This is a genomic window from Enterobacter cloacae complex sp. P12RS (assembly GCF_014895875.1).
Classification (GTDB): domain Bacteria; phylum Pseudomonadota; class Gammaproteobacteria; order Enterobacterales; family Enterobacteriaceae; genus Enterobacter; species Enterobacter bugandensis.
The window spans coordinates 10,332-26,035 of record NZ_JADBQO010000056.1 but is presented as its reverse complement, the minus strand read 5'-3'; the positions used below and the strand labels follow the sequence as shown (position 1 = coordinate 26,035).

24 protein-coding genes are annotated in these 15,704 nt (G+C 51.3%); 6 read left to right on the top strand and 18 right to left on the bottom strand.

The window, feature by feature from the left end; translation table 11 throughout:
• Positions 1-204 precede the first annotated feature (204 nt).
• Positions 205-759, top strand: coding sequence for a gamma carbonic anhydrase family protein (locus tag IM284_RS21720; RefSeq protein ID WP_028014623.1), 555 nt, complete (start codon positions 205-207; stop codon positions 757-759).
• Here the strand turns inward: IM284_RS21720 and IM284_RS21715 are convergent.
• Genes IM284_RS21715 through dprA form a run of 6 tightly spaced genes read right to left on the bottom strand, consistent with a single transcriptional unit; the run spans position 735 to position 4,518 of the window.
• A complete protein-coding gene (locus IM284_RS21715; RefSeq protein ID WP_028014624.1) occupies positions 735-983 on the bottom strand; it encodes a DUF1488 domain-containing protein in 249 nt (82 codons plus the stop codon). The two genes, IM284_RS21720 and IM284_RS21715, sit on opposite strands and share 25 nt — an antisense overlap.
• Entirely contained in the window at positions 980-1,798 is an 819-nt protein-coding gene (gene aroE, locus IM284_RS21710) for a shikimate dehydrogenase (protein WP_047366814.1), read from the bottom strand. Before aroE ends, IM284_RS21715 begins: the two co-directional genes overlap by 4 nt.
• 4 nt (positions 1,799-1,802) lie before the next feature.
• Positions 1,803-2,375, bottom strand: a complete 573-nt coding sequence (tsaC, locus tag IM284_RS21705) for an L-threonylcarbamoyladenylate synthase type 1 TsaC (protein WP_045630331.1) — start codon at positions 2,373-2,375, stop codon at positions 1,803-1,805.
• Positions 2,368-2,922 (bottom strand): type I DNA topoisomerase, encoded by a 555-nt coding sequence (locus IM284_RS21700; RefSeq protein ID WP_048338830.1) that lies wholly within the window; start codon positions 2,920-2,922, stop codon positions 2,368-2,370. Before IM284_RS21700 ends, tsaC begins: the two co-directional genes overlap by 8 nt.
• 26 nt (positions 2,923-2,948) lie before the next feature.
• Positions 2,949-3,422 carry a DUF494 family protein Smg gene (smg, locus tag IM284_RS21695; RefSeq protein ID WP_008503477.1) on the bottom strand — a complete coding sequence of 158 codons (474 nt, stop codon included), beginning with the start codon at positions 3,420-3,422 and terminating at the stop codon, positions 2,949-2,951.
• Positions 3,394-4,518 (bottom strand): DNA-protecting protein DprA, encoded by a 1,125-nt coding sequence (gene dprA, locus IM284_RS21690; RefSeq protein WP_047366816.1) that lies wholly within the window; start codon positions 4,516-4,518, stop codon positions 3,394-3,396. Before dprA ends, smg begins: the two co-directional genes overlap by 29 nt.
• 128 nt (positions 4,519-4,646) lie before the next feature.
• Between dprA and def the strand changes: the two genes are divergently transcribed.
• From def to mscL, 5 genes are all read left to right on the top strand, one after another.
• On the top strand, positions 4,647-5,156 hold the full coding sequence (gene def / locus IM284_RS21685) for a peptide deformylase (protein WP_006812188.1): 510 nt from the start codon (positions 4,647-4,649) through the stop codon (positions 5,154-5,156).
• 25 nt (positions 5,157-5,181) lie between these two features.
• Positions 5,182-6,129, top strand: coding sequence for a methionyl-tRNA formyltransferase (fmt, locus tag IM284_RS21680; RefSeq protein WP_047366817.1), 948 nt, complete (start codon positions 5,182-5,184; stop codon positions 6,127-6,129).
• A gap of 52 nt (positions 6,130-6,181) precedes the next feature.
• The gene (rsmB, locus tag IM284_RS21675) at positions 6,182-7,468 is read left to right on the top strand and encodes a 16S rRNA (cytosine(967)-C(5))-methyltransferase RsmB (protein ID WP_047366818.1); all 1,287 of its coding nucleotides are present in this window, start codon (positions 6,182-6,184) and stop codon (positions 7,466-7,468) included.
• 22 nt (positions 7,469-7,490) lie between these two features.
• A complete protein-coding gene (trkA, locus tag IM284_RS21670) occupies positions 7,491-8,867 on the top strand; it encodes a Trk system potassium transporter TrkA (protein ID WP_014885463.1) in 1,377 nt (458 codons plus the stop codon).
• A 143-nt stretch (positions 8,868-9,010) separates the two neighbouring features.
• Positions 9,011-9,421, top strand: a complete 411-nt coding sequence (mscL, locus tag IM284_RS21665; protein WP_028014631.1) for a large-conductance mechanosensitive channel protein MscL — start codon at positions 9,011-9,013, stop codon at positions 9,419-9,421.
• Here the strand turns inward: mscL and IM284_RS21660 are convergent, their stop codons facing one another.
• From IM284_RS21660 to rpmD, 12 genes are all read right to left on the bottom strand, one after another.
• Positions 9,422-9,637 carry an alternative ribosome-rescue factor A gene (locus tag IM284_RS21660; protein ID WP_045630326.1) on the bottom strand — a complete coding sequence of 72 codons (216 nt, stop codon included), beginning with the start codon at positions 9,635-9,637 and terminating at the stop codon, positions 9,422-9,424.
• A gap of 57 nt (positions 9,638-9,694) precedes the next feature.
• On the bottom strand, positions 9,695-10,120 hold the full coding sequence (zntR, locus tag IM284_RS21655; RefSeq protein ID WP_028014633.1) for a Zn(2+)-responsive transcriptional regulator: 426 nt from the start codon (positions 10,118-10,120) through the stop codon (positions 9,695-9,697).
• Between the two features lie 2 nt (positions 10,121-10,122).
• Positions 10,123-10,491: a DUF1992 domain-containing protein gene (locus IM284_RS21650; protein WP_045630324.1), complete on the bottom strand. Its 369-nt coding sequence runs from the start codon at positions 10,489-10,491 to the stop codon at positions 10,123-10,125.
• A 107-nt stretch (positions 10,492-10,598) separates the two neighbouring features.
• Positions 10,599-10,982, bottom strand: coding sequence for a 50S ribosomal protein L17 (rplQ, locus tag IM284_RS21645; protein WP_001216368.1), 384 nt, complete (start codon positions 10,980-10,982; stop codon positions 10,599-10,601).
• Positions 10,983-11,022: 40 nt separating this feature from the next.
• Positions 11,023-12,012 carry a DNA-directed RNA polymerase subunit alpha gene (gene rpoA, locus IM284_RS21640; RefSeq protein WP_047366819.1) on the bottom strand — a complete coding sequence of 330 codons (990 nt, stop codon included), beginning with the start codon at positions 12,010-12,012 and terminating at the stop codon, positions 11,023-11,025.
• Positions 12,013-12,037: 25 nt separating this feature from the next.
• The gene (rpsD, locus tag IM284_RS21635) at positions 12,038-12,658 is read right to left on the bottom strand and encodes a 30S ribosomal protein S4 (RefSeq protein WP_004868345.1); all 621 of its coding nucleotides are present in this window, start codon (positions 12,656-12,658) and stop codon (positions 12,038-12,040) included.
• A 32-nt stretch (positions 12,659-12,690) separates the two neighbouring features.
• Positions 12,691-13,080, bottom strand: a complete 390-nt coding sequence (gene rpsK, locus IM284_RS21630; RefSeq protein ID WP_003863312.1) for a 30S ribosomal protein S11 — start codon at positions 13,078-13,080, stop codon at positions 12,691-12,693.
• A gap of 16 nt (positions 13,081-13,096) precedes the next feature.
• Positions 13,097-13,453, bottom strand: coding sequence for a 30S ribosomal protein S13 (rpsM, locus tag IM284_RS21625; RefSeq protein ID WP_013099021.1), 357 nt, complete (start codon positions 13,451-13,453; stop codon positions 13,097-13,099).
• Positions 13,454-13,599: 146 nt separating this feature from the next.
• The gene (gene rpmJ, locus IM284_RS21620; RefSeq protein WP_000868187.1) at positions 13,600-13,716 is read right to left on the bottom strand and encodes a 50S ribosomal protein L36; all 117 of its coding nucleotides are present in this window, start codon (positions 13,714-13,716) and stop codon (positions 13,600-13,602) included.
• A gap of 31 nt (positions 13,717-13,747) precedes the next feature.
• Positions 13,748-15,079, bottom strand: coding sequence for a preprotein translocase subunit SecY (secY, locus tag IM284_RS21615; protein ID WP_003863305.1), 1,332 nt, complete (start codon positions 15,077-15,079; stop codon positions 13,748-13,750).
• Positions 15,080-15,086: 7 nt separating this feature from the next.
• Positions 15,087-15,521: a 50S ribosomal protein L15 gene (rplO, locus tag IM284_RS21610; protein ID WP_014885468.1), complete on the bottom strand. Its 435-nt coding sequence runs from the start codon at positions 15,519-15,521 to the stop codon at positions 15,087-15,089.
• Between the two features lie 3 nt (positions 15,522-15,524).
• Entirely contained in the window at positions 15,525-15,704 is a 180-nt protein-coding gene (gene rpmD, locus IM284_RS21605) for a 50S ribosomal protein L30 (protein WP_003863301.1), read from the bottom strand.

The following is a 15,704-nucleotide window of genomic DNA, read 5'->3' as shown; positions in this document are numbered from 1 at the left end:
ACATCCGCCGTGTCGATGGAGGCGCATTATAGGGATCCCAATTTTTAGCACAAGTGTTTTTTAGATCTTTTTTTTCGACTGCTGATTTTCCGCGCTTTTCGCTGAAATCCCGCCCGTTCTGCTTAAATATTGACGCATTTTGCCTTGCCTCGATCCAATAATATGATCAAGTCTTCCGTATAGCGCTCATCCTTAGAGGTAGTTATGTCTGCAGTATTACGCCCTTATAAAGATCTGTTCCCCCAAAAAGGCGATCGCGTGATGATCGATGCCACCAGCGTGGTCATTGGTGATGTCCGAATGGCCGATGACGTCAGTATCTGGCCGCTCGTCGCCATCAGGGGAGATGTAAATTATGTGTCGATCGGTGCCCGTACCAATATTCAGGACGGTAGCGTTCTGCATGTTACGCACAAATCCTCTTATAACCCGGAGGGCAATCCCCTCATCATTGGAGAAGATGTTACCGTCGGACATAAAGTGATGCTTCACGGCTGCACTATCGGTAATCGGGTGCTTGTTGGCATGGGATCGATTTTGCTGGATGGCGTGATAGTAGAAGAAGACGTAATGATTGGGGCCGGTAGCCTGGTTCCGCAGAACAAACGTCTGGAAAGTGGTTATCTCTATCTGGGAAGCCCGGTAAAACAGATCCGCCCCCTGAAGGAGGCAGAGATAGAAGGATTAAAATACTCGGCGAACAACTACGTAAAATGGAAGAATGACTATTTGGATCAGGATAACCAAACCCAACCCTGATCGTCTTCCTGCTGCTCGCGGATTAAATCGCTGGCTTCCTCTTCCAGATCCCAGCGATTTTCGCAAAAAACGGCTATCGGGTCTGTGCCGCCAAAACGATGTAACAGCGCTTCTCCATGGATGGCACAGGTAAGCTGCATACCCTGCACCAGCACCGGAAAACAGACCGCCTGCTTATGCTCATCCCAGCTCTCTCTGTCCGGGAAATGAATAGCCTGATTCACGCCGAAAGCTCCTGTTTTAGCTTTTCAATGACCGGCTCGACTGCAGGCAACACCCCGTGCCAGAGCAGTACCGCATGCGCAGCCTGCCCCACCAGCATTCCCAGCCCATCGGCTAACTGTTTCGCACCGTGTTGTTCGCACCAGTTCAGGAAGGGCGTATTCCCTTTCTGATAGAACATGTCATAGAAGTACATGTGCGCGCTGACCAGCGAAGCGGGGATTGCCGGGATCTCGCCACTGATGCCGCTGGATGTGGCATTAATGACAAGATCGAACTCACGTTCGGCAAGATCGTCAAGCGCTACCGCACTTACGCTGCCGGTATGCGCAAACAACGCCGCCAGCGCTTCTGCCCGGAAAAAAGTTCGGTTGGTAATGGTCACCGCACAGTCCAGGGAAAGCAGAGGCAACAGTACTCCCCGCGATGCGCCCCCCGCACCAATCAGCAGGACCCGGAACCCAGGTTTAATAAATGACAGTCGTTCCAGATCGCTCAGCAAACCTATTCCGTCAGTGTTGTCGCCCAGAAGACGTCCGTCCTCAAGCCGTTTTAGGGTATTTACTGCACCAGCAAGAGAAGCGCGCTCGGTCAGTTCATCAGCACGTTCGAAAGCTTCCTCTTTAAAAGGAACCGTCACATTCGCACCTTTGCCACCTGCGGCGAAAAAAGCCTCAAGCGTTGGAATAAATGCATCTACCGGTGCCAGTACGCGGCCATAGGGATGATTTATCTGCAGCTGCTCCGCAAATTGCTGATGGATCAGCGGTGACTTGCTGTGTGCAATCGGATTACCAAAAACAGCATAGGTTTCCATGAGATTACCCCTGGCGAAAACGTTCGCCGGTCAAAGCGTCGCGAATTTCAGACGGATTCAGGCGCCCTCCCGTCTCTCCAACAGCAACCGGGAAGTCATTTCCGAACTGTGCCAACACTTCTTCGGTTGTACGACAAGGTGGCAATCCGGTCAGGTTGGCGCTGGTTGAGACCAGCGGTTTACCAAATGCCAGGCAAAGCTCAACCACCAGAGGATGATCGGTGACGCGAACGGCGAGGGAATCAAAGCGTCCTGTCAGCCAGCGCGGTGTTGTCGGCTGCGCCGGGAAAACAAAGGTCACCGGTCCTGGCCATGCGGAGAAAATAGTCTCGCGCTGCGCCGGTGTCAGCATAGAGTCATCAATGTAGGGCTTAAGCTGCTCGTAATTCGCAGCTATCAAAATCAACCCTTTCTCTACGGGTCTTTGTTTTAAGGCAAGCAGGCGGCTCACAGCCGTCTCGCTGTCAGGATCGCAACCGACCCCAAAAACAGCTTCAGTTGGATAGGCGATGACTTTTTCATTTTTCAGCACGTCCACAGCATGCGCAATGGAGCCTGATGGCAGGTTATTATTCACTATTTTGATCCGCCGTTACCGGCTTTCCACATTGTTTGCTGGCGCAGAAGCGTTTCACACCTTGCGCCGTTTTCTTCTCGATAAGTAGCGGATAGTTGCAATGAGGGCAGACGCCCGCTACCGGTTTGAAATTGATAACGAACTGGCATTCAGGGTAGCGATCGCAGGAATGGAAGGTCTTACCATAGCGGGAACGGCGCTGTACCAGCTGACCGCGCTGACACTGAGGACACGCAATCGCCGTTTCATCAGGCTTATCAATTTGTTCCGTATGCTCACATTCCGGATAACGGCTACAGCCAATAAACATGCCGAAACGGCCCTGACGTAGCGCTAGTTCACCACCACAAAGAGGACATAGCTGTCCTTCCAGAATTTTGACGATATGTCCATCCGCCTGGCTTTTCAGAGGACGGACATAATCACATTCCGGATAGTGTGAACAACCGAGAAACGGGCCGTGTTTCCCGGACCGAATAACAAGTTCAGCCCCGCACTGCGGGCAGGGCTCGTTTTTATGCACCGTGAATAGTGCTGATTTGGCCATAACAACTCTTGGTGCTACACATAGAATTAATGCAGCATACCTTCATTCACTTCAAAGAGTAATTCTTCCATTTGCTGATAGGCATTTTCACAGCCCGGGATATTAAACAGAACCATCAGAATCACCCATTTCAGATCTTCCAGTTCAAATTCTGCCGTATCCAGCGCCATGACACGCTCTATCACCATTTCTCTCGTTTCGAGGTTCAGCACCTGAATCTGCTCAAGGAATAAGATGAATCCCCGGCAGCTGGCGTCCAGCCTTTCACACTCTTCTGCGGTATAAATGCGTACTGACAACGGGTCAGAAGCAAGCTGCATCGGTTCGGCGAGGCCTTCCTGATAATCAGCCAGTTTTTCCAGCCACATCAACGCATTATAGATATCTTCCCGCTCAAACCCCGCATCGGTAAGATCCTGTGTCAATTTGTCCTGATCCACTCGCATTTCTGCTTCGTTATGGATGTAAGTCTCAAACAAATACATCAGTACGTCGAACATGGCATGCCCTCCTTAATCGGACATAGCCGCCGGGTACAGCTGCGATCCACCCTGCTAACTCCAGTTCGAGTAGCTGTGCTACCGTTACTGGCACAGGTTGGCCGGCACGTTCAGCGACAACGTCAACAGGTGTTACCTCATCTCCTACGTTAGCCAGGAGCTTGGGAAATGGCAATGCCACCTTTCCCTGATCTGATGAATAATGTCGCTTTTCGGGATCTTCCTGCAGACATTGCAAGCCATATTGCAAATTTTCAAGAATGTCCCGCGCTTCTGTTACCGGCGTCGCACCCTGCTTTATCAGCCAGTGTGGTCCTTCACACCCCGGGTTACCAATCGGGCCGGGTAAGGCGAAAACCTCCCTCCCCTGATCGAGCGCGCATCGTGCAGTGACCAGCGAGCCGCTTCGCACTGCCGCTTCAACGACCAATACACCCTGGCTAAGCCCGCTGATGATTCGATTACGACGCGGAAAGTTTGCCGGCCGGGGCTGCGCCGAAAGAGGGAACTCAGACACTATCGCCCCGTCAGCTTCGATAAGCCGCATCGCCAGCGCCTGATGCCGACGGGGATAAATGCTAAACAGGCCATTCCCCAGTACGGCCACGCTACGCCCTTTTACAGACAATGCGGCGTTGTGAGCAACACCGTCTATACCGCAGGCCAGTCCGCTGGTGATTGTGAAACCACTTTGCGAAAGTTGTTCGCACAGAATTTTCCCCCATCGTTCTCCATACCATGACGGCGCACGGCTACCCACGACCGCCAGCTGGGCAGCATTAAGCGTTTCAGGGTTACCTTTTACGAATAATGCACCGGGATAATCAGGAATTGCTCGAAGTAAAGGAGGATAAAGCGGATGGGTTGCCGTCAATAAATGATTTCCCGGCTGCTCAAGCCACACCAGACTACGCTCCAGCTCACCCTCATCTGGGTTAAAGAACCGTTCAGCCTGTTTTGCTGACAGCCCGGCGTCTCTGACAGCGGAAGCATCGATATTTTTTTGCTTGTGCAGCCGAGCAGCCGCTTCCAGCATTCCATCGCCACATAATGAACCTGTGTGTATTAGCCGTAGCCATATCTCGATAGACGTCATCCTTTCCCCCTGCCATAAGCGGCCTGCGCAATCATTGCGATTGGTCACTGATGCTGTCAATCGACCCGGGATTTGTCTAGAATAGAAGTAATATTCTTATCAACTCCTGAACACGACTCTGGAAATTTATGGCAGTTTTGCAAGTGTTACATATTCCGGACGAGCGCCTTCGCATCGTCGCTGAACCGGTTAAAGAAGTGAATGCAGAAATCCAGCGTATCGTTGATGATATGTTCGATACCATGTACGCCGAAGAAGGCATTGGCCTGGCGGCGACGCAGGTAGACATTCACAAGCGTATTATCGTGATCGACGTTTCTGAAAATCGCGATGAGCGTCTGGTGCTGATCAACCCTGAATTGCTTGAGAAGAGCGGTGAAACGGGCATTGAGGAAGGTTGTCTTTCTATTCCGGAACAGCGCGCTTTGGTGCCACGTGCCGAAAAAGTGAAAATTCGCGCTTTGGATCGTGACGGTAATCCGTTCGAACTGGAAGCAGATGACCTGCTGGCAATTTGCATTCAGCATGAGATGGATCATCTGGTCGGTAAGCTGTTTATCGATTACCTCTCGCCGTTGAAACAGCAGCGTATTCGTCAAAAAGTAGAGAAACTGGATCGTTTGCGCTCTCGCGCATAACGTCCCCCCGGATACAAGGATCATCGTGTCTAAAACACTACGTATTATCTTCGCGGGAACCCCTGATTTTGCAGCGCGTCATCTTGACGCGCTGTTATCTTCTGGTCACCAGGTTGTCGGCGTCTTTACCCAGCCGGACCGTCCGGCTGGTCGCGGTAAAAAACTGATGCCGAGCCCGGTAAAGGTGCTGGCAGAAGAGCATGGGCTTCCTGTTTTCCAGCCCGCATCCTTACGCCCTCAGGAAAATCAGCAGCTGGTTGCTGACCTGAACGCCGACGTAATGGTCGTGGTGGCTTACGGTTTAATTCTGCCAAAAGCGGTGCTTGATATGCCTCGTCTGGGTTGTATCAACGTGCACGGCTCCTTGCTCCCGCGCTGGCGTGGTGCGGCACCTATCCAGCGCTCCCTGTGGGCGGGGGATGCTGAAACCGGCGTCACAATCATGAAGATGGACGTAGGTTTAGACACTGGCGACATGCTGCATAAACTGGCGTGCCCTATTACTGCAGACGATACCAGCGCTACGCTGTATGACAAACTGGCAGACCTCGGTCCGCAAGGGCTTATCGAGACGCTGCAGCAACTTGCTGACAATACGGCGAAACCGGAAGTTCAGGATGAGGCGCTGGTGACGTATGCTGAAAAACTGAGTAAAGAAGAAGCCCGGCTCGACTGGTCCTTGTCTGCCGCTCAACTTGAACGCTGCATCCGCGCTTTTAATCCGTGGCCGATGAGCTGGATGGAGATTGATGAGCAGCCAGTGAAAGTCTGGAAAGCGTCAGTCATTAATGGCAATACGGCTGCTGAACCCGGCACGATTATCGACGCCAGCAAGAACGGTATCCAGGTTGCGACAGCAGAAGGGATCCTGAATCTTGAATCGCTGCAACCGGCCGGTAAGAAAGCCATGAGCGCTCAGGATCTATTAAATTCCCGTCGTGAATGGTTTATACCGGGTAATCGTCTTGCCTAATCCAATATATGCTTAAAGCCCGGTGTTTCCGGGCATTTTTATTTTTATAGTTATGAAAAAACAAAATCTACGCAGTATGGCGGCCAAAGCCGTTGAGCAGGTTATTGAGCAGGGCCAGTCATTGAGTAACATCCTGCCTCCCCTGCAACAAAAGGTATCTGATAAAGACAAAGCCCTGCTCCAGGAACTCTGCTTTGGCGTCCTGCGCACCCTTTCTCAGCTTGAGTGGCTCATTAATAAGCTGATGTCGCGCCCAATGACTGGCAAACAGCGCACCGTACATTATTTGATTATGGTGGGGTTTTATCAGCTTCTTCATACCCGCATTCCACCTCATGCCGCGCTGGCTGAAACGGTGGAAGGTGCCGTTGCGATTAAACGCCCTCAGTTGAAAGGGCTGATCAACGGCGTACTGCGTCAGTTCCAGCGTCAGCAGGATGAGCTACTGGCTGAATTTGCACAAAGCGAAATACGTTTTCTGCACCCGGACTGGCTGCTGAATCGCCTTAAAAAAGCGTATCCGCAGCAATGGCAAAACATTGCCGAAGCGAATAATCAACGCCCACCGATGTGGTTACGCGTCAACCGTAATCACCACACCCGTGACGCATGGCTGGCATTACTGGAAGAAACCGGAATGAGTGGATTCACGCAGGCAGCCTATCCGGATGCCGTGCGTTTAGCCTCCCCTGCACCGGTACATGCTTTACCTGGTTTTGATGAAGGCTGGGTGACCGTACAGGATGCCTCGGCTCAGGGTTGCATGACCTGGCTTGAACCAGCAAACGGGGAACAGATCCTCGATCTTTGCGCCGCGCCTGGCGGAAAAACAACGCACATTCTTGAAGTGGCTCCGCAGGCCAGCGTAATGGCCGTGGATGTCGATGAGCAGCGCCTGTCACGCGTCTACGACAACCTCAAGCGTCTGGGCATGAAGGCTCAGGTTAAGCAGGGCGACGGACGCAAGCCCGCAGAATGGTGTGGTGAAACCCAGTTTGACCGCATTTTGCTGGATGCGCCCTGCTCTGCAACAGGCGTGATTCGTCGCCATCCGGATATCAAGTGGCTGCGCCGCGATCGCGATATCAAGGAACTTGCCCAACTGCAATCGGACATACTTGACGCAATCTGGCCACATCTTAAACCCGGCGGCACGCTGGTTTATGCAACCTGCTCCGTATTGCCAGAAGAAAACAGCCAGCAAATCGCGGCCTTCCTTAAACGTACCCCGGACGCAACGCTGCGCGATACGGGAACGCCTGAATGCCCGGGTCAGCAAAACCTGCCGGGCGCGGAAGAAGGCGATGGCTTCTTTTACGCTAAGCTAATCAAAGAGTGATGTTGAGAACAGGTCACGAGATATGAAAATTATCATTCTGGGCGCAGGACAAGTGGGCGGAACGCTGGCGGAAAACCTGGTTGGCGAAAACAACGACATCACAATCGTTGATACCAACGGGGATCGTCTGCGCGTTTTACAGGACAAATTTGACCTTCGCGTTGTGCAGGGCCATGGCTCACACCCGCGCGTGCTACGCGAGGCAGGCGCCGACGATGCAGACATGCTCGTTGCGGTGACCAGTTCTGACGAAACCAATATGGTGGCCTGTCAGGTGGCCTACTCGCTTTTCAACACCCCTAACCGAATCGCGCGCATCCGTTCTCCGGACTATGTCCGCGATGCTGAGAAGCTCTTTAATTCAGAAGCGGTTCCTATTGACCATCTCATCGCGCCAGAACAGCTGGTTATCGACAATATCTATCGTCTGATCGAATATCCAGGCGCGCTGCAGGTGGTGAATTTTGCCGAAGGTAAGGTCAGTCTTGCCGTCGTTAAGGCCTATTACGGCGGCCCGTTGATCGGCAATGCGCTTTCCACAATGCGTGAGCACATGCCGCATATCGATACGCGCGTTGCCGCCATTTTCCGCCACGACAGACCTATTCGTCCTCAAGGCTCCACGATTGTCGAAGCGGGGGATGAGGTCTTCTTCATTGCGGCCTCTCAGCATATTCGTGCGGTGATGAGTGAGTTGCAGCGTCTCGAAAAGCCTTATAAACGCATTATGCTGGTCGGCGGTGGCAATATCGGCGCGGGCCTGGCGCGAAGGCTGGAAAAAGACTACAGCGTGAAATTGATCGAGCGCGATCAACAGCGTGCTTCTGAGCTGGCGGAAAAACTGCAAAATACGATCGTATTTTATGGCGACGCGTCGGATCAGGAATTATTGGCTGAAGAGCATATTGATCAAGTTGATCTCTTTATTGCCGTCACGAACGATGACGAGGCGAATATTATGTCCGCCATGCTCGCCAAACGTATGGGAGCAAAGAAGGTCATGGTGCTTATCCAGCGCAAGGCGTATGTCGACCTGGTTCAGGGCAGCGTTATTGATATTGCCATTTCACCGCAGCAGGCGACCATTTCCGCTCTGCTGAGCCATGTACGTAAAGCGGACATTGTCGGCGTTTCATCTCTGCGTCGCGGGGTGGCAGAAGCCATTGAAGCGGTAGCTCATGGAGATGAAACCACGTCACGCGTTGTGGGCCGCGCCATCGACGAAATTAAGCTGCCGCCGGGCACTATTATCGGCGCCGTAGTGCGCGGGAATGATGTCATGATCGCCAATGATAATTTGCGTATTGAGCAAGGCGACCACGTAATTATGTTCCTTACCGATAAAAAATTTATTACCGACGTCGAACGTTTATTCCAGCCTAGTCCATTCTTCCTTTAATACGTCGGGGCTCTCAATAGAGCCCCGCACTTTACCCTCTTTATTTCTGTGCCTTTTATTTTCATAACGTTTAATTATCCCGCATGGCAATTGGCTAATCATTTGTTAAACTTATAGTCGTCAGCTGGCACAAGGAGAACATAATGAGTTTTATTAAAGAATTTCGCGAATTTGCGATGCGCGGGAACGTGGTTGATTTGGCAGTGGGTGTCATTATTGGTGCGGCATTCGGCAAGATTGTTTCATCATTAGTAGCGGACATCATCATGCCACCTTTAGGGCTGCTAATCGGGGGCATTGATTTCAAACAGTTCGCGTTCACGCTGCGTGAAGCCCAGGGTGATATCCCGGCAGTTGTAATGCACTACGGCGTGTTTATCCAGAACGTATTTGATTTCGTGATTGTGGCGTTTGCTATCTTTATGGCTATCAAGCTGATTAACCGGCTCAACCGTAAAAAAGAAGAGCCAGCAGCAGCGCCTGCACCAACGAAAGAAGAAGTGTTACTGAGTGAAATTCGCGATCTGTTAAAAGAGCAAAATAACCGCGTTTAATCAGCAGTTAAAAACAGGAAGGCCAGTGGTAAATAAGCGATTCGCTTGCTTGCCACTGGCCTCCCAGTTACCCCGTTTTGCATGTTTGTCTTTACGCAGATAACTCCCCTTCCCTTTTTTATTCTTTTCAACGCGCTGTCGAAAAAGCGGGTCGTGAAGTAAAGCCTCGATGGCATTATCTTTAATTTGTCCCTTCGTGTGCTGATAGCGGCTCATAATTTCTCCTGAGCATGGTTTATGACGACGGAAGTCTAGACCCGAGTAGATTAAAAATCAACATCCCCGAGTTTCTCCACTGGCTCCCTGTTCAAGGGCTTCCAGAATTGAACAATAAATACTGCTATGAGCCGTTCCGCAGCAGGCATCATTCAACCTTTGCAAAGAGCGCTGCATGGTTTGCAGTTCCAGAATACGGGCTTCAACTTCATCAAGCCGGGCTTGCACGATGCTTTTGGATTCCTGACAAGTGTGATGCTCAGGATCGATGCGGATCGATAATAACTCGCGGATCGAATCAAGCGTGAAGCCAAGCTGTCGGGCGTAGCGTATGAATCTTAGACGTTGCAGATCGTTATCGGTATAAAGCCGAAAGCCGCCTTCCGTGCGTACCTCATGATCGATCATTTGCTGCTTTTCGTAATATCGGATAGTGTCCGGCGTTACGTTCGCGAGCTTTGCAAGTTCACCGATACGGTACATCGCTACTCCTCGTTTATCTTCTTCATCAATATTTCACCGTATTCCCCATGCAGGAATTCCGTACTCATTCCTGCCTGGCGCAGCTTGAGCTCGATCAGGGCAAGCCTGCGGCTAAGTTCTTTATGTCGAGGATCGTCCTGACGGATCCCTTTTAGCAGATCGACAAGTTCAACAGCCTCTCTGCGCTGCTCAAGCTCGGGCGGGAGGCAGCCAGCATTTTTTAGCAAACGGTATCCAGCCCGGAGTTCAGGCGCAATATGCGAATCATCTTCAAGTTCAAGAGGTTCGCCGCTCCCGGGAAGATTGTCAAAATCGCCTTTATTCTGGGCATCGCGAATATGGCGTTCTGCCCACTGGTCAAGCAACCACATCATCAGCTCCAGGGGATGAACAAAATTGATACAGGTATTGTAGAGAAGTGGGGATAATGCGGATATAAAAAAACCCGCCGAGGCGGGTTTTTTTACGTTACTGCAGATTACTCTGCAGCAGCTTCTGCTTTCTCTGAACGATCAACCAGCTCGATGTAAGCCATCGGCGCGTTGTCGCCTGCACGGAAACCACACTTCAGAATGCGAGTGTAACCACCGGCACGGCTCGCGAAACGCGGGCCCAGTTCGTTAAACAGTTTTGCCACGATCTCGTTATCACGAGTACGGGCGAATGCCAGACGACGATTAGCAACGCTGTCAGTCTTGGCAAGAGTAATCAGCGGCTCAACTACGCGACGCAGCTCTTTCGCTTTAGGCAGGGTCGTCTTGATGATTTCATGACGAACCAGTGAACCTGCCATGTTGCGGAACATAGCCTGGCGATGGCTGCTGTTGCGGTTCAGTTGACGACCACTCTTACGATGGCGCATGACCTTATCCTTCTCAGTAAAACCTTAACCTGTGATCCGGTTACTCGTCAGCAATGCTTGCCGGTGGCCAGTTTTCCAGGCGCATGCCCAGAGACAGACCACGTGAAGCCAGCACGTCTTTAATCTCGGTAAGAGATTTTTTACCCAGGTTCGGCGTTTTCAGCAACTCAACCTCGGTACGCTGTACCAGATCACCGATATAGTGGATAGCTTCTGCCTTGAGGCAGTTAGCAGAGCGGACAGTCAATTCGAGATCGTCAACAGGGCGCAGCAGGATCGGATCGAATTCTGGTTTCTCTTCTTTCACTTCTGGCTGACGTACATCACGTAAGTCAACGAAAGCTTCCAGTTGTTCTGCCAGGATGGTTGCCGCACGACGAATCGCCTCTTCAGGATCGATTGTGCCGTTGGTTTCCATTTCGATGACCAGCTTGTCCAGGTCGGTACGCTGTTCTACACGCGCTGCTTCAACATTGTAGGCAATACGCTCTACAGGGCTGTAGCATGCGTCGACCAGCAGACGGCCGATTGGGCGCTCATCTTCTTCCGAATGAATTCGGGCAGAAGCCGGCACATAACCACGACCGCGCTGAACTTTGATACGCATGCTAATAGCTGCGTTCTCATCGGTCAGGTGGCAGATCACGTGCTGCGGCTTGACGATTTCAACATCACCGTCGTGGGTGATGTCGGCTGCAGTCACAGGGCCAATGCCAGATTTATCCAGAGTAAGAATAACTTCATCTTTACCCTGAACTCTCACCGCCAGCCCTTTCAGGTTGAGCAGGATTTCAAGGATATCTTCCTGAACGCCTTCTTTGGTGCTGTACTCATGAAGTACACCATCAATCTCAACCTCGGTCACCGCGCAACCCGGCATCGATGAGAGCAGAATACGGCGCAGTGCGTTACCCAGAGTATGGCCAAAGCCACGCTCTAAAGGCTCAAGGGTCACCTTGGCGTGCGTCGAACTCACTTGCTCGATATCTACCAGGCGCGGTTTTAGAAACTCTGTCACAGAACCCTGCATTGTGTCCTCTCTTTGGTACTAAGCTTTACTTGGAGTAAAGCTCGACGATCAGGTGTTCGTTAATGTCCGCAGACAGATCAGAACGCTCAGGCTGACGCTTGAACGTACCTTCCATCTTGCCAGCATCAACTTCCAGCCAGGTTGGCTTTTCACGCTGCTCAGCCAGCTCCAGAGCGGCCTTCACGCGAGATTGCTTTTTCGCTTTCTCACGAATGCTAACAACGTCATTCGCTTTAACCTGATAAGAAGCGATGTTAACAACACGACCGTTTACCATGATTGCTTTGTGGCTAACCAGCTGACGTGATTCAGCACGAGTAGCGCCGAAGCCCATACGGTATACAACGTTGTCCAGACGACCTTCCAGCAGAGCCAGCAGGTTTTCACCTGTGTTGCCTTTCAGACGTGCTGCTTCTTTATAGTAGTTACGGAACTGACGCTCCAGCACACCGTACATACGGCGAACTTTTTGCTTTTCACGCAACTGCACACCATAGTCAGACAGACGCGGTTTACGCGCACCGTGCTGGCCAGGAGCTTGTTCAATTTTACACTTGGTATCGATCGCGCGAACGCCAGACTTAAGGAATAAGTCGGTGCCCTCACGACGGCTCAGCTTGAGCTTAGGACCCAAATATCTTGCCATTTTCTATCTCCAACTAACCTAAAAAACGAGCGTTATACGCGACGTTTTTTCGGCGGACGACAACCGTTATGAGGGATCGGAGTCACATCAGTAATATTCGTGATGCGGAAACCAGCGGCGTTCAGAGCGCGAACAGTAGATTCACGACCCGGACCCGGACCTTTAACCATAACTTCCAGATTCTTGATGCCGTATTCTTTTACGGCTTCAGCGCAACGCTCTGCTGCAACCTGAGCTGCGAACGGAGTGGATTTGCGAGAACCACGGAAACCGGAACCACCGGCTGTTGCCCAACCCAATGCGTTACCCTGACGATCAGTAATAGTAACGATGGTGTTGTTGAAAGAAGCATGGATATGAGCCACGCCGTCAGAGACTTGTTTTCTTACACGTTTACGTGCACGAACTGGTGCCTTTGCCATTATTCAATCACCCCGATTATTTCTTGATCGGTTTGCGCGGACCCTTACGGGTACGTGCGTTGGTCTTAGTACGCTGACCGCGCACTGGCAGACCACGACGATGACGCAAACCGCGATAGCAACCAAGATCCATCAGGCGCTTGATGCTCATGCTGATTTCACGGCGCAGATCACCTTCAACGACAAATTTGGCAACTTCGTCACGCAGCGTGTCGATTTGTCCTTCAGACAGCTCACTGATCTTAACATCTTCAGCGATACCCGCTGCAGCCAGGATGGCTTTAGAACGGGTCTTGCCGATGCCGTAGATCGAAGTTAATGCGATCACAGCATGTTTCTGATCAGGAATGTTAATGCCTGCTATACGGGCCACTATGCACTCCTACTATTTAATATGTACGCACCATGCTGAAAAGCCCGTTTTCAGGATACTCAAATGGAAACGTACAGACATACAAAAGATTGGCTGGCTAATCTAGCCAGCTCAACCCAACTTTGCAAGAAAAATATGCGAAATAATCAGCCTTGGCGCTGTTTATGCTTCGGCTCGGCACTGCAAATCACACGGATGACACCATCACGCTTAACGATTTTGCAGTTACGGCATAATTTCTTGACGGAAGCACGAACTTTCATTTTTACTCTCCGTAACTTCTCAGGCGACCAATTAGCGGCCGTAGCCTTTCAGGTTCGCCTTCTTCAATGCAGACTCATACTGACTGGACATCATAAGAGTTTGCACTTGAGCCATAAAGTCCATAATCACGACAACAACGATAAGCAGTGAGGTCCCACCGAAGTAGAACGGTACTTTCATTGCATCACGCATGAACTCCGGGATCAGGCAGATAAAAGTAATATAAAGCGCACCAACCAAAGTCAGGCGGGTCATTACTTTATCGATATACTTCGCCGTTTGCTCTCCCGGACGAATTCCTGGTACAAATGCACCGGACTTCTTCAGGTTATCTGCTGTTTCACGCGGGTTGAAGACCAACGCCGTGTAGAAGAAACAGAAGAAGATGATCGCAGACGCATAGAGTAACACATAAAGTGGTTGCCCAGGCTGCAAATACAGCGAAATTGTTGTCAGCCAGTTCCAACCAGTACCGCCCCCGAACCATGACGCGATGGTTGCCGGGAACAGAATAATACTGGAAGCGAAGATAGCCGGGATAACCCCCGCCATATTCACTTTCAGCGGTAAATGTGTGCTCTGTGCAGCATAGACACGACGACCCTGCTGACGCTTAGCGTAGTTCACCACAATGCGGCGTTGACCACGTTCAACGAAGACAACAAAGAACGTCACTGCAAATACTAATACTGCAACCAACAGCAACAGGAGGAAGTGCAGGTCGCCTTGACGCGCTTGCTCGATAGTATGGGCGATGGCCGGCGGGAGTCCCGCAACGATACCGGCGAAGATAATGATTGAGATACCGTTACCGATACCACGCTCAGTAATCTGTTCGCCGAGCCACATCAGGAACATCGTCCCTGTGACCAGACTAACAACAGCGGTGAAATAGAATGCAAAGCCTGGGTTTAATACCAGGCCCTGCATACCAGGCATATTCGGCAGACCGGTAGCAATACCGATCGACTGGAATATTGCCAGCACCAGAGTACCGTAACGGGTGTACTGACTAATCTTACGACGTCCAGACTCCCCTTCTTTCTTCAGCTCTGCCAGGGCCGGATGAACGACCGTCAGCAGTTGGATAATAATCGATGCCGAAATGTACGGCATAATACCCAGAGCAAAGATAGAAGCACGGCTGAGAGCACCACCAGAGAACATGTTGAACATTTCAATGATGGTGCCTCGCTGTTGCTCAAGCAGTTTGGCAAGTACAGCGGCATCGATACCAGGGATCGGAATAAAAGAGCCAATACGGAACACAATCAGCGCGCCGATAACAAACAGCAGTCTGCGTTTCAGCTCGCCAAATCCACCTTTGGCACTTTGAAAATCTAATCCCGGTTGCTTAGCCATCTGCTACTTATTCCTCAATTTTACCGCCAGCAGCTTCGATAGCAGCACGAGCACCTTTAGTAACACGCAGGCCACGAACAGTTACCGGAGTAGAAACTTCACCAGACAGGATCACTTTCGCGAACTCAATCTGAATACCGATAATGTTAGCCGCTTTCAGCGTGTTCAGGTCTACAACGCCGCCTTCAACTTTCGCCAGGTCAGACAGACGGATTTCCGCTGTGATCGCTGCTTTGCGAGAGGTGAAGCCGAACTTCGGCAGACGACGGTACAGTGGCATCTGGCCACCCTCGAAACCGCGACGTACGCCACCGCCAGAACGAGAGTTCTGACCTTTGTGACCACGACCACCGGTTTTGCCGAGGCCAGAACCGATACCACGACCCAGGCGTTTACCCGCCTTTTTAGAGCCTTCGGCCGGAGACAGAGTATTTAAACGCATCTCTTACTCCTCAACTTTAACCATGAAGTAAACCGCGTTGACCATACCACGAACAGCAGGAGTATCCTCGCGCTCAACGGTATGACCAATACGACGCAGACCCAGGCCAAGCAGCGTTGCCTTGTGTTTCGGCAGACGACCGATTGCACTGCGGGTTTGAGTGATTTTAATAGTCTTTGCCAT